Source organism: Flaviflexus salsibiostraticola (assembly GCF_003952265.1).
Taxonomy (GTDB): Bacteria; Actinomycetota; Actinomycetes; order Actinomycetales; family Actinomycetaceae; genus Flaviflexus; species Flaviflexus salsibiostraticola.
The window spans coordinates 2,121,317-2,139,612 of sequence record NZ_CP034438.1 but is presented as its reverse complement, the minus strand read 5'-3'; the positions used below and the strand labels follow the sequence as shown (position 1 = coordinate 2,139,612).

Annotated in this window: 16 protein-coding genes; 12 read left to right on the top strand and 4 right to left on the bottom strand. The window is 64.3% G+C overall.

What is annotated here, in order from left to right:
* Window positions 1–972: a DNA topoisomerase IB gene (locus EJO69_RS09945; RefSeq protein WP_126041446.1), complete on the bottom strand. Its 972-nt coding sequence runs from the start codon at window positions 970–972 to the stop codon at window positions 1–3.
* Between the two features lie 177 nt (window positions 973–1,149).
* On the opposite strand from EJO69_RS09945, the gene EJO69_RS09940 reads away from it, so the two are divergent.
* The 6 genes from EJO69_RS09940 to EJO69_RS09920 all read left to right on the top strand — a co-directional run bounded on the left by EJO69_RS09940 (window position 1,150) and on the right by EJO69_RS09920 (window position 8,016).
* Complete coding sequence (locus EJO69_RS09940; protein ID WP_126041444.1) at window positions 1,150–3,930, top strand: MMPL family transporter; 2,781 nt, start codon at window positions 1,150–1,152, stop codon at window positions 3,928–3,930.
* A 10-nt stretch (window positions 3,931–3,940) separates the two neighbouring features.
* Window positions 3,941–4,534 carry a TetR/AcrR family transcriptional regulator gene (locus tag EJO69_RS09935; RefSeq protein ID WP_126041442.1) on the top strand — a complete coding sequence of 198 codons (594 nt, stop codon included), beginning with the start codon at window positions 3,941–3,943 and terminating at the stop codon, window positions 4,532–4,534.
* A 222-nt stretch (window positions 4,535–4,756) separates the two neighbouring features.
* Window positions 4,757–5,812 carry a TerC family protein gene (locus EJO69_RS09930; protein ID WP_126041440.1) on the top strand — a complete coding sequence of 352 codons (1,056 nt, stop codon included), beginning with the start codon at window positions 4,757–4,759 and terminating at the stop codon, window positions 5,810–5,812.
* A 381-nt stretch (window positions 5,813–6,193) separates the two neighbouring features.
* On the top strand, window positions 6,194–7,267 hold the full coding sequence (locus EJO69_RS09925; RefSeq protein ID WP_126042269.1) for an IS110 family RNA-guided transposase: 1,074 nt from the start codon (window positions 6,194–6,196) through the stop codon (window positions 7,265–7,267).
* A gap of 39 nt (window positions 7,268–7,306) precedes the next feature.
* Window positions 7,307–7,510 (top strand): pentapeptide repeat-containing protein, encoded by a 204-nt coding sequence (locus tag EJO69_RS12460; protein ID WP_211331424.1) that lies wholly within the window; start codon window positions 7,307–7,309, stop codon window positions 7,508–7,510.
* A complete protein-coding gene (locus EJO69_RS09920; protein ID WP_211331423.1) occupies window positions 7,441–8,016 on the top strand; it encodes a DinB family protein in 576 nt (191 codons plus the stop codon). Before EJO69_RS12460 ends, EJO69_RS09920 begins: the two co-directional genes overlap by 70 nt.
* Before the next feature lie 37 nt (window positions 8,017–8,053).
* Here the strand turns inward: EJO69_RS09920 and EJO69_RS09915 are convergent, their stop codons facing one another.
* Window positions 8,054–8,452: a four-helix bundle copper-binding protein gene (locus EJO69_RS09915; RefSeq protein WP_126041438.1), complete on the bottom strand. Its 399-nt coding sequence runs from the start codon at window positions 8,450–8,452 to the stop codon at window positions 8,054–8,056.
* A 212-nt stretch (window positions 8,453–8,664) separates the two neighbouring features.
* Between EJO69_RS09915 and EJO69_RS09910 the strand changes: the two genes are divergently transcribed.
* Window positions 8,665–9,243 (top strand): DUF305 domain-containing protein, encoded by a 579-nt coding sequence (locus EJO69_RS09910; RefSeq protein ID WP_211331422.1) that lies wholly within the window; start codon window positions 8,665–8,667, stop codon window positions 9,241–9,243.
* A gap of 30 nt (window positions 9,244–9,273) precedes the next feature.
* On the opposite strand, the gene EJO69_RS09905 is transcribed toward EJO69_RS09910, so the two are convergent.
* Window positions 9,274–9,570, bottom strand: coding sequence for a hypothetical protein (locus EJO69_RS09905; protein WP_126041436.1), 297 nt, complete (start codon window positions 9,568–9,570; stop codon window positions 9,274–9,276).
* 297 nt (window positions 9,571–9,867) lie between these two features.
* On the opposite strand from EJO69_RS09905, the gene EJO69_RS09900 reads away from it, so the two are divergent.
* The 3 genes from EJO69_RS09900 (at window position 9,868) to EJO69_RS09890 (ending at window position 12,771) form a co-directional block, all read left to right on the top strand.
* On the top strand, window positions 9,868–10,572 hold the full coding sequence (locus EJO69_RS09900) for a response regulator transcription factor (RefSeq protein ID WP_126041434.1): 705 nt from the start codon (window positions 9,868–9,870) through the stop codon (window positions 10,570–10,572).
* Window positions 10,569–11,690, top strand: a complete 1,122-nt coding sequence (locus EJO69_RS09895) for a sensor histidine kinase (RefSeq protein WP_211331421.1) — start codon at window positions 10,569–10,571, stop codon at window positions 11,688–11,690. Before EJO69_RS09900 ends, EJO69_RS09895 begins: the two co-directional genes overlap by 4 nt.
* A gap of 460 nt (window positions 11,691–12,150) precedes the next feature.
* Window positions 12,151–12,771: a DUF305 domain-containing protein gene (locus EJO69_RS09890; RefSeq protein WP_211331420.1), complete on the top strand. Its 621-nt coding sequence runs from the start codon at window positions 12,151–12,153 to the stop codon at window positions 12,769–12,771.
* Window positions 12,772–12,958: 187 nt separating this feature from the next.
* On the opposite strand, the gene EJO69_RS09885 is transcribed toward EJO69_RS09890, so the two are convergent.
* Entirely contained in the window at window positions 12,959–14,995 is a 2,037-nt protein-coding gene (locus EJO69_RS09885; protein ID WP_211331419.1) for a heavy metal translocating P-type ATPase, read from the bottom strand.
* A 778-nt stretch (window positions 14,996–15,773) separates the two neighbouring features.
* Here EJO69_RS09885 and EJO69_RS09875 point away from each other — a divergent pair.
* Window positions 15,774–16,721, top strand: coding sequence for a cytochrome c biogenesis CcdA family protein (locus EJO69_RS09875; protein ID WP_126041428.1), 948 nt, complete (start codon window positions 15,774–15,776; stop codon window positions 16,719–16,721).
* On the top strand, window positions 16,718–17,338 hold the full coding sequence (locus EJO69_RS09870) for a peroxiredoxin family protein (RefSeq protein WP_126041426.1): 621 nt from the start codon (window positions 16,718–16,720) through the stop codon (window positions 17,336–17,338). The genes EJO69_RS09875 and EJO69_RS09870 overlap by 4 nt, the downstream gene beginning before the upstream one ends.
* Window positions 17,339–18,296 lie beyond the last annotated feature (958 nt).

The window sequence follows — 18,296 nt, the reverse complement described above, 5'->3', positions numbered from 1 at the left end:
TCACCCACTCATGAGCAGCCGGACCACCGCCTGATCCGACTGCCGCTTGAGGTCGGCGACTCGACCCTTCTCAAAGAGTTCAACGACCCGCGGATTGATGTAGGAATCCCGAGCGACCGCCGGGGTGTTGTGCAGCCTCTCAGCCGCCTCCTTGATCGCGGCGCGCTGCGCCTCGGGCGCGGTGAGGCCCCGGCGGAACGCCTGCGCGAGCGATCGCGCGGCGATGACGGTTCCCTGCCACGTTCGAAAGTCCTTGGCGGTGAAGTGCGGCCCCGCCAGGTCACCGATGTAGTTGTTGATGTCCCCCGCCGAGACACCCTTCCATTCCTTGCGGCGCCCGGACGTCACCGCGTAACAGATCGCCGGCGCGCCGCGAGGGCTCTTCGGTATCTCCTCGAAGAACGCCAGGAGCAGATCATCGTCGAGGACGACATCCCAATCGCCAGCCGACTTGCCCTTGAACCGCAGGTGGACCGTGTCGTCCTCGATGGTCACGTGCCGGCGCTGGAGCGTTGATGCGCCGAAGGATCCATTCTCATCGGCGTACTCCTGGCCGCCCACTCGAAGGCCCGCCCGATCGATGAGGCGGACGGCGGCCGCGAGCGCCCTCGTCCGGCCGTCGGACGTCTGCTTGAGGTCGCGGGTCACTGCCCTGCGGATCGAGGGGAGGCTCTGCGCGAACGAGAGCGAGCGCGTGAACTTCTCGCTGTCCCTCATCTCCCGCCACTTCGGGTGGTAGAGGTACTGCCTCCTACCCGCCTCATCGACCCCCGTTGCCTGGATGTGGCCGTTCGGCTGGGAGGCGATCCACACGTCCGTCCACGCTGGCGGAATGACGAGCGCTTCGATTCGGGAGAGGATCCGCTCGGACCTCACCCTCCGGCCGTTCGCGGACAGGTAGGTGAATCCCCTCCCCGCGCGGCGGCGGGTGATGCCGCCGCGACCCGGCTCGACTCGAACAAGCTTCTCCATGGTGACCGCCTTCGAATCCGCCCGCCCGGGCGGCTGGGAACAATCTACGCGGCACGTCTCCGCCCTGCATCTGCAGAGAGATGCCCCCGGAATCCCCATTCTGCCCAGTCGGCAAGTTTGCACAATGAGCAACAAGCGTGTTTCAATGGCGGAGTCACTCTGTGGAAAGGCCCCACCATGTCCAGACTCCTCGCCCGCCTCGGCGCGTTCTCCTTCCGGAGACCGCTCCTCGTCCTCACCGTCTGGCTCCTCGTCCTCGTCGGCACGATCGGACTCGTGCTCACGTCCGACACGAGAATCGAGACGAGCGTCAAAGTCGATGGCACGCCCGCCCAGGAGGTGCTCGATGAGATCCAGCAGGAGATGCCGGAGGCGGCGGGCACACAGGGGTCGATCGCATTCAACGCGGCCGACGGCCGCGTCCTGAGCGAGGACGACCGGGCCCTCATCGCCCGCACCGTCCGCACCGTCGAGAGCGGTGACCACGTCGTCGACCGCATGGCCATGCGCGCCGATCAGATGGCCGAGCTCGAATCAACGATCACCGACCTCGCCTACGAGCAGGCGGCCGAGCAGATGGATGAGCAGCTCGCGCAGGTCGAGGACGGACTGAGCACGCTCGAGGCGACCCTTGCCGACCGCCACGCCACAGTTGTCGGCCAGATCGCCGCGCTCGACCAGGGTGCGCCCGTGCAGCCCGAGCCGTGGCAGGCGGAGATGATGGGCTCGGCCCAGAATCCGCAGTCGATGTTGACCGCCCTCCCTGAGCTGGAGACTGGCCTCTCCTCTCAGATGGAGCAGGTGGGACAGATGCGCACCGAGGTCGACGCGGCACAGTCCGCCGCCCCGGCGGAGAAGCTCGAGCAGGTCTCCGACCTCATGGCCTCTCTCGACGGTATGACGAACGATCCCGAGGCGGCCGCGCTCCTGCACGAGGCGATGGGACCCGACACGGCCGCGATGCTCGCCAGCTCGAGCGACCCGATCGCGGAGGTCGACGCGGCCGTCCGCGAGCGCCTTGAGACAATGACAGCCGAACTCGAGAATCTGCAGCGGGGCGTCGCGCCGACGGGTGAGCCGCTCATCGTCGATGGCGAGGCAGTGCCCGGGGTGACTGTGAGCGACGATGGCACGATCGCCGTCTACTCCCTCCAGCTCACGGCTCAGCTCGATGACCTGCCGAGCGGAACGACCGAGGGCATCATCAGCCTCGTCGAGTCCGAGGTCGGGTCCGCCGGGCTCGTCGCGAGCCCCAGTTCATCCCTTCTTCCCATCGAACCGCCGATCGGCGGGCACGAGGCAGTCGGCGTCCTCGTCGCGGCGGTCGTCCTCGTCCTCACCCTCGGCTCGCTGGTGGCCGCCGGACTTCCGATCCTCACAGCCCTCGTCGGCGTCGCCATCGGCGTCGGCGGAGCATTCGGCTTGTCTGAGTTCTATCCAATGACGTCGACAACGCCGGTCCTCGCTCTCATGCTCGGTCTCGCGGTCGGCATCGACTACGCCCTCTTCATTCTCCACAAGCAGCGAGCCCTCATTCTTGGAGGGATGAGCGCGAGGGAGGCGACAAGCAGGGCCGTCGGCACCTCCGGCTCGGCAGTCGTATTCGCGGGCCTGACTGTCGTCATCGCCCTTCTCGGGCTCCTCATCCTCGACATCACCTTCGTGTCGACCATGGCGCTCGCCGCAGCCGCGACCGTGACGATCGCGGTCCTCATCTCCATCACCGCCCTGCCTGCCCTCCTCGGGCTGGTGGGAGAGAGGATCGTCAGCCTCAAGCACCGCGGTCGGGCGATGATACGGGACGACAGCAGGCCCAGGGCGAGCAGGCGGTGGGCGCAGGCCACGACGGCCCGCCCCTGGATCGCCGTGCTCGGCGTCACCGTCGCACTGGGACTGCTCGCCGTCCCCGCTGCCGATATGAGGCTGGGCATGCCGACCGGCGGCGCCTCGCCTGTCGGCTCCCCCGAGCGCACGAACAGCGACCTCACGGCTCAGGCACTCGGCGAAGGAGCGAACGGCCCCCTGCTCGTGGCCGTCGAACGGTCCGGCGGCGACCCCGACACCCACCAGCTCCAGGCCACCCTCGCGGGACTGACGGAGATCGACGGCGTCGCCAACGCAGCACTCAGGGGGACCAGCGCCGATCGGAGCGTCGAGATGTACGAGGTCACTCCCGAATCCGGGCCCATGTCGGAGGAGACGGAACTCCTCGTCAACACGCTCCGCGAGCCGGGTGTCATCATCGGTGCGGAGGATGTTGGAGTCACCGGACTGACGGCCATCAACATCGACCTCTCAGAACGCCTCGCCGACGCCATCCCCGTCTACCTCGCCGTCGTCGCGGGCCTGTCCCTCATCGTGCTCACTCTCGTGTTCCGGTCACTCGTCATCCCGATCGCTGCGACGGCAGGATTCCTGCTCACGATCGGCGCAACGTTCGGGCTGACGACCGCCGTGTTCGGCACGGCCGAACTGGGCCGAATCGCCGGAGTCGACCAGCCGGGCACCGTACTCAGCTTCCTGCCGATCATGGCGGCCGGCATCCTCTACGGCCTCGCCATGGACTACCAGCTGTTCATCGGAACGTCGATCCGCGAGGCCCGCGTGCACGGCGCGGCACCACGGGAGTCCGTCATCTCCGGCTTCACCCACTCAAGCCGAGTCGTCGTCGCGGCCGCACTCATCATGGTCTCCGTCTTCGGGGTCTTCATCCTGACCGACGACATGATGGTCCGCCAGTTCGGCTTCGCGCTCGCCGTCGGCATCCTCATCGATGCCTTCCTCGTGCGGATGACGCTCATGCCGGCCGTCATCAGCGTCGCGGGTCGCGCCGCCTGGTGGCTGCCGGCGTGGCTCGATCGCATCCTCCCCGACCTCGACGTCGAAGGCTCGACGCTCGACCAGGACCTCGAGGCGAACGTGCCTAAGGGCGATTCCGAACTGCAGCCTGTCCGGTAAAATCGACGCGATGACACCCAGCCTGAGAGAAGCCAAACGCGCGGCCACCCGCCGCGCCCTCGCGAGCACCGCCTATGACCTGGTGCTCGCGAGGGGCTTCGATCACGTGACGATCGACGAGATCACGGCCGCCATCCCCGTATCGCGGCGCACCTTCTCCAACTATTTCGCGAACAAGGAGGAGGCGGTGGCGGCCCGTCCGGTCGACCTGGTCCGCGAGCGGCTGGCCAGCTGGGTCCCGCCTGAGGACGGCGACACGCTCACCGCGGTGACCTCGGTCGTCCACCACCTCCTCGAGGGCGGCATGCCCGACATGCTCGGAACGATCTTCCGACTGAGCCGCGAGCACGCCTCGTTCGGCCCCTACGGCAGGGACGTCCTCTGGACCGTCTGGGACAGCGTGAGCAACCGGGTTCGCGAGGAGCTCGCCGTCGAGGGTCCGGAGAGCCAGCGCCTGGCGATGATCATGGGCGCCGCCTACGGGCTCGTCTCCAGCCGCCTCCAGGACCCTGCACCCAGCGCGGTCCCCGCCGACATCGTCCGAGAGAGCCTGGACGAAGCACTCACGTGGTTGAAGGCCCTGCCACAGCCCCACGAATCCTGAATCGGGATAACCCAATCCGGTCCTTGGCCCCGAGGGTCTTGAGAGGTGCGCAACCGGTGAGAAATTGAGTCTTGCGCGCGGCGCGGGGTGTCTGTTTAACTGGTGCGCAGGAGGGGAGTATCCCCACACGCCTCGTCGTCATTCCGTCCCTCAGTAGGGTCCGGCGAGCGGGTCCCATGGGCCGGGAGAGACCTCCGATCGAATCGATCGGAAGGTTTTCCAATGGAAGTATCACTGTGGGTCTGGGCGGCCGTCATCGGCTTCATTCTCGTCATGCTCGCCGTCGACCTGATTGCCCACCGCCGCGCCCACGTCATCAGCGTGCGAGAAGCTGCGCTCTGGTCGGCTGTCTGGGTCGCGTTCGGAGTCGCCTTCGGCGCCATCATCTGGACCGCCTACGGCGCGGAATTCGGCCAGCAGTACTTCGCCGGCTACCTCATCGAGAAGTCGCTTGCCGTCGACAACGTCTTCGTCTGGGCGATCATCTTCAGCTACTTCGCGGTCCCGCGCGAATATCAGCACCGGGTTCTCTTCCTCGGGGTCCTCGGCGCGCTCGTGTTCCGCGGCATCTTCATCGCCCTCGGCGCCGTCCTCATTGCCAACTTCACCTGGGTGCTCTATCTCTTCGCGGCATTCCTCCTGGTGACCGGGTACCGGATGATCCGCCAGCGGGACGAGCACCTCGACCCGGAGAAATCCCGGGCGCTGGCGCTGTTCAGGAGATGGGTCCCCATGACCGATGCGTTCTACGGACAGCGCTTCCTCGTCCGCCGGGCGGGCGTCATCGTCGCCACGCCGCTGCTGGCCGTCCTCGTCCTCGTCGAGGTCACCGACATCATCTTCGCCGTCGACTCCATCCCCGCGATCTTCGCGGTCACGAGCGAGCCCTTCCTCGTGTTCACGGCGAACGCCTTCGCGATCCTCGGCCTGCGAGCCATGTACTTCCTCCTCGCCGACCTCATCCACCGCTTCATCTACCTCAAGACCGGCCTCGCCCTCGTCCTCATCTGGGTCGGCATCAAGATGATGCTCAAGGTCGACCTGCTCTACATCCCCACAACGATCTCGCTCGCCGTCGTCACGACGATCATCGGCGTCTCGATCGCCCTGAGCCTGCGAGCCACCCGCGGCCAGGGCCGCCAGGCCCCGCCCGCACCCGCCACGGCACCCTTCCGCGTCGCATCCGATGACGAGCTCGCCGCCGTCGAGCCCGTGTGGAGACGCCGCAACGCGGCTGCGACACCTGCTGAAACCGGGCCTGGTTCCGGCGACGGCTGAGTGCTCGGGTCCTGCGACTACGAATTCGGGAGCCCAGCGGCGAGGAGGGCGGTGGGTTTTCACTGCTCTCCTCTCCATTCGGATAGTAAGAATAGAAGTGCCTGATCTTCTCGAATGGTTTGACCCACACAGCGATCGACCCCTGAACAGTCGGTCAGGTGCCGTGAGTGTTCCCGAAAGGTTCTGACTCACACTCTGATCGACCAGCGTGTCTTTCCCCGGACCTGTCGACCATTCGAGAACACTCACGGCGAGGCTTTCGCCTCGCCGTGATCATGTGACTCAAGAAGGGCCTGAACACCTTTTCTCTTTACTGTCTTGTCCAGGTTACCGGTCGATACGAAAGCACCACAAACAATGCACATCGATTGGAGAAACCTCATGACCTCACAACCTTTCATCACTGTCGTTGGTGGCGTAGACACCCACAAAGACCTGCATGTTGCTGCGGTAGTTGATCAGCACGACCGGGTACTCGCAACCGAATTCTTTCCTACGACCAGGCATGGGTACAAGCTGCTCGTGCACTGGTTACGCTCCTTCGGACAGATCGCCAGGATCGGGGTGGAATGCACCGGCACCTATGGGGCGGGCCTGTTGCGCTACCTCCACGCACAAGATATCGAAGTACTCGAAGTCACCGGCCCCGACCAAGCCCTCCGAAGGCGCAAAGGCAAAGACGACACCCTCGATGCAGAGAATGCTGCTCACGCAGCCTATGCCCGGGTGCGTGCCGTGACCCCGAAAACCCGTGACGGGCTGGTTGAATCCCTACGGGTGTTGAAAGTGTCCCGTAAAACTGCGGTCGCTGCCAGACGAGTCGCGTTACAGATGATCCGCATGAACATCGTGTCAGCACCAGACGAACTCCGTGACCAGCTGCGCACCCTGACTCGCATGAAACTCATCCGCACCCTAGCCGCATGGCGACCAGATCTCACGAAGTATCGCGATGTCACTGGCGCGTACAAGATCGCTTTGAAATCCCTTGCACGTAGGTACCTGGAACTCACTGATGAGATCGCTGATCTTGATGTCATGATCAAAAACATTGTTGATCATCTCGCCCCAGACCTCATCAAAAAACCAGCGGTCGGCTATGAGTCTGCAGCTCAGCTGCTGATCACTGCGGGAGACAACCCCGACCGGCTGACTTCAGAAGCCGCGTTCGCAGCATTGTGTGGGGCGAGCCCGATCCCGGCATCATCAGGCAAAACACACCGTCACCGGCTCAACAGGGGTGGTGACCGGCAAGCCAACTCTGCCCTGCACATCATCGCGATCGGCAGACTCAGAACCGACCCGAGAACCCAGGACTATGTGGCGAAGAAACTCTCCGAAGGGCACTCCAAAATGGAAGCCCTCAGGTGCGTGAAACGATACCTCGCACGGGAAATGTTCTACGCGCTCAAAACCAGAACCCAGGTAATCAATCAGACGCAGATTGCTGCTTGACACTTAGAAGGGCGTCCGAGTCACCCGGACGATGACGGCATGGACAGCCAACATTCCTTCGAGGGGCAGACCTTTCGCGACGCGAGCTTCACCGGCGCACGATTCGTCTCGTGCGACCTCACCGGCGTCGTCGTGCGCGGCAGCGAAATCGCCAGCGTTGAGATCGATTCACCGTGGCTGATCAAGGCGGGAAACACCTCGTCAACGGCGTTGACGTCATTCCGCTCGTCGACGCGGAGCTGAATCGGCGCTTCCCCGGCCGGGAGCTCACGCGGGCACACGCCCCCGAGGACCTGCGACGGGCATGGGCGGCCCTCGAGGCAACGTGGTCGGCCACCGTCGCGCAGGCTCTGTCTCTGCCCGAGTCCGCATTGGCCGAGAGCGTCGACGATGAATGGTCGTTCAGCCAGACCCTCCGGCACCTCGTCTTCGCCACCGATATCTGGCTCGGCAGAGCCATCCTCGGCAGCGATGACTTCCATCCGCTCGGGCTCGAGCCCGTCGACGACGTCGTTGCCGACGATGAGGGCGTGTCCTTCGATGACATCCTCACGGCACGGAGCGACCGGCAGGCCCGCGTGCGGGACTACCTGGAGGATGTCACCGAGGAGCAGCTCGACGAGCTCCGGGACAACCCCCACGGCTCCGGCACGCGTAAGCCCGTCCGCTCGTGCCTTCACACCATCCTCGAGGAGGAATGGGAGCATCACCGCTACGCGGTGCGGGACCTCGCCATCCTTATGGCATGAAAAGGCGCAGTCCCGAGCCGGCTGCGCCTTTCTATCGCTAGAGCGACGCGAGGAGTTCGCTGCACGCCCTCTCGCACTCTCGGCACGCCTCGGCGCAGATCCGGCAGTGATCGTGGTGGTGGGCATGCTCCTCGCATTCGTCGCCACACGCTCGGCATGCCTCAATGCAGGCATGGAGGAGGGCCCCCGCGACCTCCGCGTTGAAGCCGGTGCTGCGCGACAGGACGCTGGCCGTGGTCGCGCAGATCTCCGCGCAGACGAGGTCCGAGCTGATGCAGTCCCGCAAGTCGGCAACGGAGTCTTCAGCCAGACAGGCATCGGCGCAGGCCGTGCATGTCTGGGAACAGGCGACGAGCGAGTCGATCGCCCGCGCAAGAAGCTCGCGGTCGATGCTGATGGTTCCTGGGTAGGTCTCGAGCATGTCAGTCGTTCTCATTGCGTTCTCCATTCAGTCGAGCGCCATAGCGCGGGTGACCATAGTAAACAGCGTCGTCCGGACGGGGCCTGGCAGGATGCTTGAAGCTCCCTAGGCTCGGCGGGCTCGAGTCGTCGCAGGTCGGGGCCAAACAACCCCTCCCATGTGACGGACGGCACTCACGCTGGTATAAAGATAGGAACCTGAATCCGTGACCAGAAGGAGCTGAACTCATGCGTGCCGACAACGAGGAAAAGGATAACCAAGGCCTCTCCCAGGAGGCCAAGATGTATCTCCGATTCGCAGCGATGATCCTCACCGGGATGGTGGTCATGTATGCAATCATGTTCGTCGGCTCGTGGGAGCTGAGCCACATCCGCTTCAGCCAGAGCCGTATCTTCATGGCACTCACCATGGGCGGCGCCATGGGTCTCGTCATGCTCGCCTGGATGCTCAACATGTACAAGAACGTCAAGGCGAACATCGCTGTCGTCGCGATTTCCGCCCTTCTTCTTGCTGGTGGCGCTTTCCTCGACCGCAGCCAGGCCACGGTCGGTGACACGGCATTCATGCGCGGAATGATTCCGCATCACTCTCTGGCAATCACCCGATCCGAGCGCGCCAATCTGGAGGATGTGCGGGTGTGCGAGCTCGCCGTAGAGATCAGCGAGGCACAGCGCAGGGAGATCTTCGAGATGGACTGGTTGATCGAGGACATCGAGCGCAACGGAGTTGCATCCACCGCCGACGAAGCGGACTCGCGACCCATACCCGACTACAGCGAGCCGGCTGATCGCCGCTGCGGGCAGTAGGTCGGGTCTGGCGGAGTCGCTGTCAGACGATCATCCACGCCCGCGCAGGGCCATCGCCGGCCCCGAGAAGAGCGCCAAGCCCAGCACAAACCCGAAGTCGTACCAGTTGCCGTTGTTGTTGACGTCGTAAATGCTCACGGTGTCCGCGAACAGGGAAACGATGAAGGTGATGGGCAGGATGATCCCGTGCCACAGCCCCCACCAGAATCCGAGACCGTCAGTGACCTCTTGGACGTTCTGCCCTGCGGCACATGCGCCGACGGTGAAGATGACGAGTAAAGCAATGATCGTGAGTGTACGCGATGTCGAGCGGCGGTTATCATTCATGACTGATCCTTCTAGAGTCGCAGGCGGATTCGAGTGAACCCGCGGCTCTTCTTCAACATACGGCGCCTCGGATGTGCATGTCTTGATTCTGTTCGCTCTCACTGCTGAGCGCACACGAGGAGAGTTCGAGAAAGCTCGCGTCCCTTGCCACGAGGTCGACTGTCGAAGATGGACCTGCAGTCAGCCCTTGCACTGCCGGTCCAGTTCAGGACAGGCCAAACTCAGCCAGTTCTGCATGACTCGGTCCCTCAGGAGTGCTGCTCACCGAAAGTCAGGGCGTTTTGCGAGAATGGAGGCATGAATTCGGTGGATACGCTCCCGCGCGTACTAGTCGTCGACGACGAAGAACCTTTGGCACGACTGGCTGCAAGCTACTTCGAAAGAGACGGATTCGAAGTGACGACAACAGGAAACGGTCGGGAGGCGATCAGCCTCGCACGAGAGCTCGATCCAGGCCTGGTCATCCTCGACCTGGGTCTGCCTGGAATGGATGGAGTCGAGGTCTGTCGGACCATACGCACGTTCTCTGACTGCTACATTATTATGCTCACGGCACGGGTGGAAGAAGTGGACAAACTCATCGGCCTCTCCGTGGGAGCCGATGATTACATGACAAAGCCGTTCAGCCCGCGCGAACTCCTTGCCAGGGCGCGAGCCATGCTTCGCCGACCCCGTTCGAACGTGGATCCAGTCGCGGACGTCAAACGCTTCGGCCCTCTGACGATCGATGTCGACGGCCGTGAAGTGGGCGTGAACGGGGAGCCCGTCCACCTCACCCGCACCGAATTTGATGTTCTGGCTGCCCTCGCAGCACGGCCTCACATGGTGTTCGCGCGACGCCAGCTTATTGAGACCGTCTGGGGAGAGGGCTGGGTGGGCGATGATCACCTGGTTGACGTTCACGTCGGCCATCTGCGGCGCAAGCTCGGCGACGACCCGGCGTATCCCATCTTCATCAAGACCGTGCGCGGGGTGGGATACCGGATGGGGACGGGCGAGTGACTCGGCTGTCGGGGCTGGCTGCACGGCTGCTTGCAGCCACGGCAGTGGTTGTTTTCGTGGGCTGGGTGACCGCCTGGGTCGTCGTCGCTGTCATCGGTCCCGCCATCTTCCACGACCATCTCGTTCAGGGCCGACCGAGCGAGCCGGCGGTGGTCCAACATGCCGAGGAGGCCTTCCAATCTGCCTCCGCTCTGTCCTGGGCGGGCGCTCTGCTGGTAGCCGCAATCGCCTCAGTCGTGGTGTCTCTGTTTCTGGCGCGGCGGGTCAATCACTCTCTGACAGCAGCGTCTGATGCGGCCCGCGCGGTAGCCGCGGGCGATCATTCTGCCCGAGTCCCGGAGGTTGGGCTTGGACGCGAGTTTGATGAGCTGGCGCAGGCGTTCAACGCGATGGCGGCTGATCTCGCCGAGGTCGAGGTGACCCGTACACGGATGCTCGGAGACCTCGCGCATGAGATGCGCACTCCACTGGCCGTTCTCGACGGTTATCTCGAGGCAATTCTCGATGGTGTGCAAGACGCCGACGAGGAGACAATCGCGATCCTGCGCGACCAGGTCTCTCGCCTGTCTCGGCTCGGAGAGGACATTGCACTTGTCACGACAGCACACGAGGGAGTGCTTGCAGTCCACCGCCGAGAGCTCGATGTCGCCGACCAACTGGCGGCCGCACATGCGGCATCCCGGAGCCGCTTCGATGAACACGATGTCCGACTGCTCTGGGCAGTCTCAGCGGCAGCGTCGGAGGCGCGCGTGCTGGCCGACCCTGACCGACTCGCGCAGGTGTTGACCAACCTCTTGGACAATGCTCTGCGGCACACTCCTGCAGGCGGCGAGGTCACGCTCACCGCTGACCAAGAGGGCCCCGACATTGTGCTTCGGGTGACGGACAACGGAGCCGGCATCACCGCCGAACATATGCCACACCTATTCGATCGGTTCTACAGAGTCGACGCTGCGCGAGATCGCGCCCACGGCGGGTCCGGAATCGGACTCGCCGTCGTCGACGCCATCGTCCGCGCCCATGGGGGGATGGTCTCCGCCTCCAGTCCTGGACCGGGCCAGGGCGCGGCATTCACCGTCACTCTGCCTGCGCTTCGGTCACGTCCAGACGTCCAGTGAACGCTCTGTGGAAAAACAGTCAGCGCTGACTCACCACCTCGCTCCGACCGTCACGGCAGACGGTACGCCGATCATCTTCACCAGGCGGGTGAGGAGCTCCCAGCGGGGGTCCGCATGCATCGGGTTCACTCCCACTGTCGCCCGCACGGACAGGGAAAATCACCGCCACAGCCCACACGCCGAGAGTGACATACAGCAGGATGACGACAGCAAGCGCGGCCCAGATCATGACCGTCATATGTCCGTCCCTTCCTTCGCCACCAACCTTCGCGCACGTCCCCGGAGCGTTCGGTAGAAGATTGACGAAGAAACTCTGAAGGCACGCGAACCTCAGCCATTGACATCCCAAGGGCGTCAACGAAATTCTGTGAAGATTCGATGAAGATGTCTGGCTCAGCTGGAGGCGTCGCTGGCCTGCTGGTTAACTCGGCTTCAACCACCACACTCAAGGAGTCGCTCTGTGAAGATCACAACCCGCCGCGCCGCCGGTGCCGGCGTCCTCTCCATCGCCCTGCTCGTGGCCGCCTGCGGAGATCAGCAGGACGCGGTCGATACACCCAGCGAGACGACAGCTGCCCAGACCACCGGTCCACAGGATGGTCAGGTGGATCAGACTCACAATGACGTCGACGCCATGTTCGCGCAGATGATGATCATCCATCACGAGGGTGCGATCGAGATGGCCGACCTCGCACTCGAGCGGGCGGACTCTGCTGAGGTCCGAGACCTCGCCCAGCGCATCTCCGCAGCCCAAGGGCCCGAGATCGCGGAGATGACCGCCTGGTTGGAGGCGTGGGATGAAGAGACCACGGCGGACGAGGATATGAGCGGCCACAGCGGCATGGACATGGGCGGAATGAGCCAGGACGAGGCCATGACGGAACTCGAGGGACGGACCGGATCCGATTTCGACCGCCGGTTCTTGGAGCTCATGATCGCCCACCACGAGGGTGCGGTTGCCATGGCAGAGGATCAGCTCGCCGACGGACAGAACCCTCAAGCGCTCGACCTGGCACGGAAGATCATCGATGACCAGCAGGCAGAGATCGGCGAGATGGAGGAGCTGCTCAAGTCTCTGTGATCGCCCACCTGCGGCGGGGCCATACCGAGGATTGAACATCCCGCATCAGCACGTCCGATACGCGCGTGACCTATGATGCCGACCTCGACGACGCATGGCCCCCAGTGCCGACCTGCCAGTGGCAGGTCGGCACTCCAGCATCGAGCAGCTAAGACTGTCGAGAGACGTCGGATCCTGCGGTCCGGAGTCAACGGCTCTGCACCGCAACCTCCTCCGTATGTTCCAGTGCGGTCTCTGCAACGTCACCAGAGGGAGCCTTCCAGGCGCCGTACGCAGCTGCCGTGCTGGCCTGCGGATTGAGGTCCAGGCGGCGGAGCAGCTGCGCGTTGAGGGCGACGATGATGGTGGACAGCGACATGAGGACCGCACCGACCGCCATGGGCAGCACAAAGCCGACTGGCGCCAGCACACCTGCTGCAAGCGGAACGGCAGCAATGTTGTAACCGGCCGCCCACCAGAGATTCTGCTTCATCTTGCGGTAGCTCGCACGCGAAAGCTGGATGACCGACAGCACTGAACGCGGGTCGTCTGAGGCCAAGATGACCCCGGCGGAGCCGACGGCCACGTCAGTGCCAGCGCCGATCGCAATCCCCACGTCGGCCTGTGCGAGTGCCGGAGCGTCATTGACGCCATCGCCGACCATGGCCACGATTCGACCCTCCTTCTGCAGTTCCAGAACCTTGTCGCTCTTATCCTCGGGCCGAACCTGGGCGAAGACCTGATCGATGCCCAGCTCGGCCGCCACCGCGTGCGCGACTGGTTCTGCGTCGCCGGTGATCATGACGACACGGATGCCCAGCTGATGCAGTGCGTCCACCGCCTGTCGGGACTCCTCTCGAACCTCATCGGCGAGGGCAACCGCTCCGGCGACCTCTCCATCAATCAGAATGTGCAGGACCGTCGCACCTGCCTGGGCCCACGTGGCGCTCTCCTGCAGTTGGCGAGCGGAGCGCTGCGCCAGCAGCGCAGGCCCCCCGACGTGGACCTCGTGGCCCTCGACGGTGGCTCGCACGCCGACAGCGGTCGCGGCGCGGAACTCCGTCGCACGGGGAACGTCGAGGCCGCGGTGTCCGGCTGCGGCCACAATGGCCCGGGCGAGCGGGTGCTCGCTCTCCGCCTCCGCCGCCGCCGCCAGACGCAACAGGTCGTCAACCTCGAATCCGTCCGCAGCCGCCAAATCGGTGACTGCGGGTTCACCCTTGGTCAGTGTGCCGGTCTTGTCGAACAGCACCGAGTTCACGGAGCGCATGCGCTCCATCGCTGCGCGGTCCTTGATGAGGACCCCTCCGCGCGCAGCGCGCTCGGTGGATATCGACACGACCAGTGGGATCGCGAGACCGAGGGCATGGGGGCAGGCGATGACCAGGACGGTGATCGCTCGCACGAGCGCACTCTCCGGCACGCCGAGCGATGCCCACACGACGGTCGTGATGATCGCCGCAATCAGCGCATACCAGAAGAGCCATCCGGCGGCCTTGTCTGCCAGGAGCTGTGCGCGGCTGGTCGACGCCTGCGCTTCTGCGACCAGACGTTGAATTCCCGCAAGCGCCGTGTCATCCCCGATGGCGGACACCTGCACTCGCAACGAGTTGTCCGTTGCGACGGTGCCCGCGACAACATGATCTCCGACGGTGCGCAGCACCGGCTTGGATTCACCCGTGATCATCGATTCATCGACATCTGCACCGCCGTCGACGACCTCACCGTCGGCCGGCACCCGTCCGCCTGGACGGACAATGACGACATCCCCCAGTCGCAGGTCGCTCGGTGCGACTGGGACGATCTCATCACCTTCGACACGCTCGGCCACATCCGGCAGAAGCGCGGCCAATGAGTCGAGCGCAGACGTCGTCTGCGCCAGTGATCGCATCTCCAGCCAATGCCCCAGAAGCATGATGACCACGAGCAGTGCCATCTCCCACCAGAAATCGAGCTCGTGGGAGAAGATCCCGAGGCTGGCGCCCAGCGAGGCGATGAAGGCGACCGTGATGGCCATCCCGATGAGGAGCATCATTCCGGGCTTACGCGCACGCAGTTCGTCGATGGCGCCGCTCAAGAAGGGGCGCCCGCCCCACGCATAGATGATCGTCCCGAGCGCCGGAGAGACCCATTCGATCCCCGCCACATCAGGCAGCTCGTAGCCGAGGAAATCGGCAAACATGCCATTCAGAAGCACCGTGGGCAGCGCCAGGATCAGCATGATCCAGAACAGTCGGCGGAACATACCCACATGGTCTCCGTGCCCGCCGTGAGCATCGTGCCCACCGTGGGCATCGTGCGCTCCGGCCACATCTGAGCGATGTCCATCATGGCCCGCGTGCTGGTCGTGTCCGCTATGCGCCGCCGAGTCGTGAATCGCGGCGCTCATCGCGTCCACCACCTCCGCGTCACCGGCCGGCATCGCCTGTCCGTGCGTCGTCGGGTTCGCGTGACGATGATCTGGGTCGCTCCGACCGTTCCGAGATTGTGCATGCGTGTTGTCAGATGTACCCATCAGTCTCTCCTCATCCCTATCCAGTTATACCCCCAGGGGGTATATAAGTATACCCCTACCGGGTATCTGTACGGGATGCAATGGCCCGCGGCACACCTTCATTCCCATTGAGGGGCTCTCACTGCAGATCTTCATCAAATCTTCATAGAACGGCGACCGAATGTCCCGATCAGGAGACCCATGATGGCGGGAGTGGATTGCACAGCAACCAATCGAGAAGAGGTCCTTTGTCAGTGAAACCCGTGATAACACTTGTTCAGGCTCCTGCCTGCCACTATTGCGATGACGCAGCAATGGCCCTGACCGACCTCGGCGCCCGATTTCAGTTCGTCGTGCGAACTGTGGAGCGCGACTCTGACGAGGGACAGAGACTGATCCTGAGACATCGGCCCCCAATGGCGCCTCTCGCCCTGGTCGACGGAGAGTTCTTCAGCAGTGGACGCCTCCCCCGGCGTCGACTTGAGAAGCTTCTTCAGAGCTCGTCCTGCAGCGCAAGAACGGCCTGACCATGGGAACCGAGCTCCTCGCAACCGGCAGCATCTTGGCGGCCTTCTTCGCAGGCGGGGTCGCACTGTTCGCACCGTGCTGCATCGTCTTCCTCGCCCCGAGTTACCTGGCGGGAGCAGTGAAGAACCGCCGTTGGCGCATACTGCCTCTGACATTTGTCTTCGCCGCAGGACTGGCGCTGGTTCTCGTCCCCATCACCCTCGGGGTCAGCATGCTGTCCGGGGCGATCAACCAGTACCACACCCAGCTCTACTGGGCTGGCGGCCTGCTCATGATCGCCCTGGCGGGCCTCTCCCTTTCCGGGACAATGTGGTCACTGCCCCGCTTCCTGCGCGCACCGGATACGACCCGCGGAGACGGAGCCAGCTTCTTCGCGCTCGGTGTCTTCTCTGGGATCGCCTCAAGCTGCTGCGCCCCGGTCCTCGCAGGCGTCATGACTCTGTCTGCGCTCTCCGGCTCCGCGGTCGGCGGAGTCTTCCTCGGCCTCGCGTTCGTTTTCGGTATGACGTTCCCGCTCTTCGTCATGGCCCTCGTCTGGGACAAGGCTCGCCTGGGCGAACGCAGACTCTTCCGGGCACGCCTGATCAGAATCCGTCTCGGTTCCCGCACGCTCGCCACCAATACCGTCAATCTCACTGTCGCGATCGCATTTGCCGTCATGGGAATCTGGGTCATCGCTCTGGCGGGCAGCGCGGAGATGACCGGGGGCGGGGCAATGCCAGCCGCGATGGGTGAATGGCTTGCCTCTTCGCTGGGACAGCTCCAGGAGTGGCTCAGCCCTCTGCCCGAGCCGCTCCTCGGTGCCGGTCTCCTGGGATTGGCGGCCGCATTCGTACTTTTCACGCTTCGCGACCGGAGCACCCGCGTCCATCCGGCCGCTCACGACTGCGATTCGCAAGGCTCCGCCTCACGCACCAGCCATGACAACGAAGGACTGACCACACCATGACGAAATCCACCGTCCGCACCGGCGAGAACCACCTGGCACGGCAGAAGCGCGCGGAGGCGGCGCAGGCGGCGGCGCGCAGGGCCCGTCGCCGAAGAATCATTGCGACTTTCGCTCTCCTCGCAGTGATTGTGGCCATTGCGAACGCTCTTGCCACGTCCGGCACATCCAGCAGCGAGGACGCCCGGCCAGCTCCCGACTTCACACTCCCGACGACAGACGGGACCACCGTCACCCTCTCCGACCTCCGCGGGCAGCCGGTCATCCTCTACTTCAACGAAGGCGCCGGCTGCGGCTCGTGCACCGTGCAGATGGCTGAGATCGAAAAGCACCCGGGGTTCGCCGAATCCGGTATCACCGTCCTGCCCATCGTGATGAACACTGCGGAGCAGATACGTCCCGACATGGAGCGCTACGGGGCGACCACTCCTTACCTGCTGGACGACGGCACCGTTTCGGAAGCGTACGGGACCCTCGGAACCGGTATGCATCCAGGCGTCCCCGGACACGGGTTCGTCCTTATCGACGCCGAGGGCACTCAGGTCTGGCAGGGCGACTATCCTTCAATGTGGCTCGCTCCCGCGGACCTGCTTCACGAGGCCGAATCCAGGCTGGGCTGACAACCACCGGAGCCTCCCCATTGGGCCCAGACCCGCGACAAGGCGCGGGTCTGGGCCAAGCTGTCTCGTCGTCAGAGCGGCCCCAGCAGCGCTTCGGCCAGCCTCACGTGGTCCAGTGCAGGCGCATTCAGCATCGACATCGTCCTGGCCGACGATGCCTGCGACGCAGTCACACATGGAAGCTCATGCCGGCGATTCACGTGGGGTGCCCTTCTCACTGCCACCGGAGCATCGCGGCCTCTTGGCTCCGATGCCTCGCGTGTCGAATCTTGTGGCTGCTCGTCGGCAGCCAGAGACCTGGCGAAGACCTCACGCAGGCACCCACCGACGTACGAATGAGCCAGCAAGGATCCGGAGCCGCGGCAACTCTGCCAGCACCCCATGCATAAAGGGCGTCCGCAAGTCGAGCACACCCCGCTCTGCTTGAATGTCGACCCAGCGCGGCAACGACATGGCGCTGCCATGCCGACGCGAAATGAAGACTGACTGCCGTCGGCGTGCGGAGAAGCACACTCCGCGCAGGTGATTCCGAATCCTGGCGGGGCAGAACGATGTCTTCCCCGCCGAAGCGGGGCAGACATCTGACTTTCCTGGGTGGACGCCGGTGGACTCAGCCCGAACACGTGGGAGCGGCTGGAGCGACTGAGTGCCGCGTGGGAGCAGGCGAAACCGGGCATCGTGAGCGCACGGCCGTTGGTGACTGAGCCCGAGCCGGGGGCGGTCTCGAACCCAACGCGACGGTCCCGAACACCACTGACGCCGGAAGAAGTGGACGCAATCCGAACCGCCCGCACCAACGGAGAGAGCGTCCTGTCGATCGCGAAGCGGTTCGGCGTGCACCGGGTGACGGTATGGGAGCAGACGAAGAACTCGTAAGCCTGGGCGGGCGGTGCGTCGCACCGAACAGGCTGCGGCGACAAGGTATCGGCGATGAGGATGCCGGCGGCTACTGCACCCT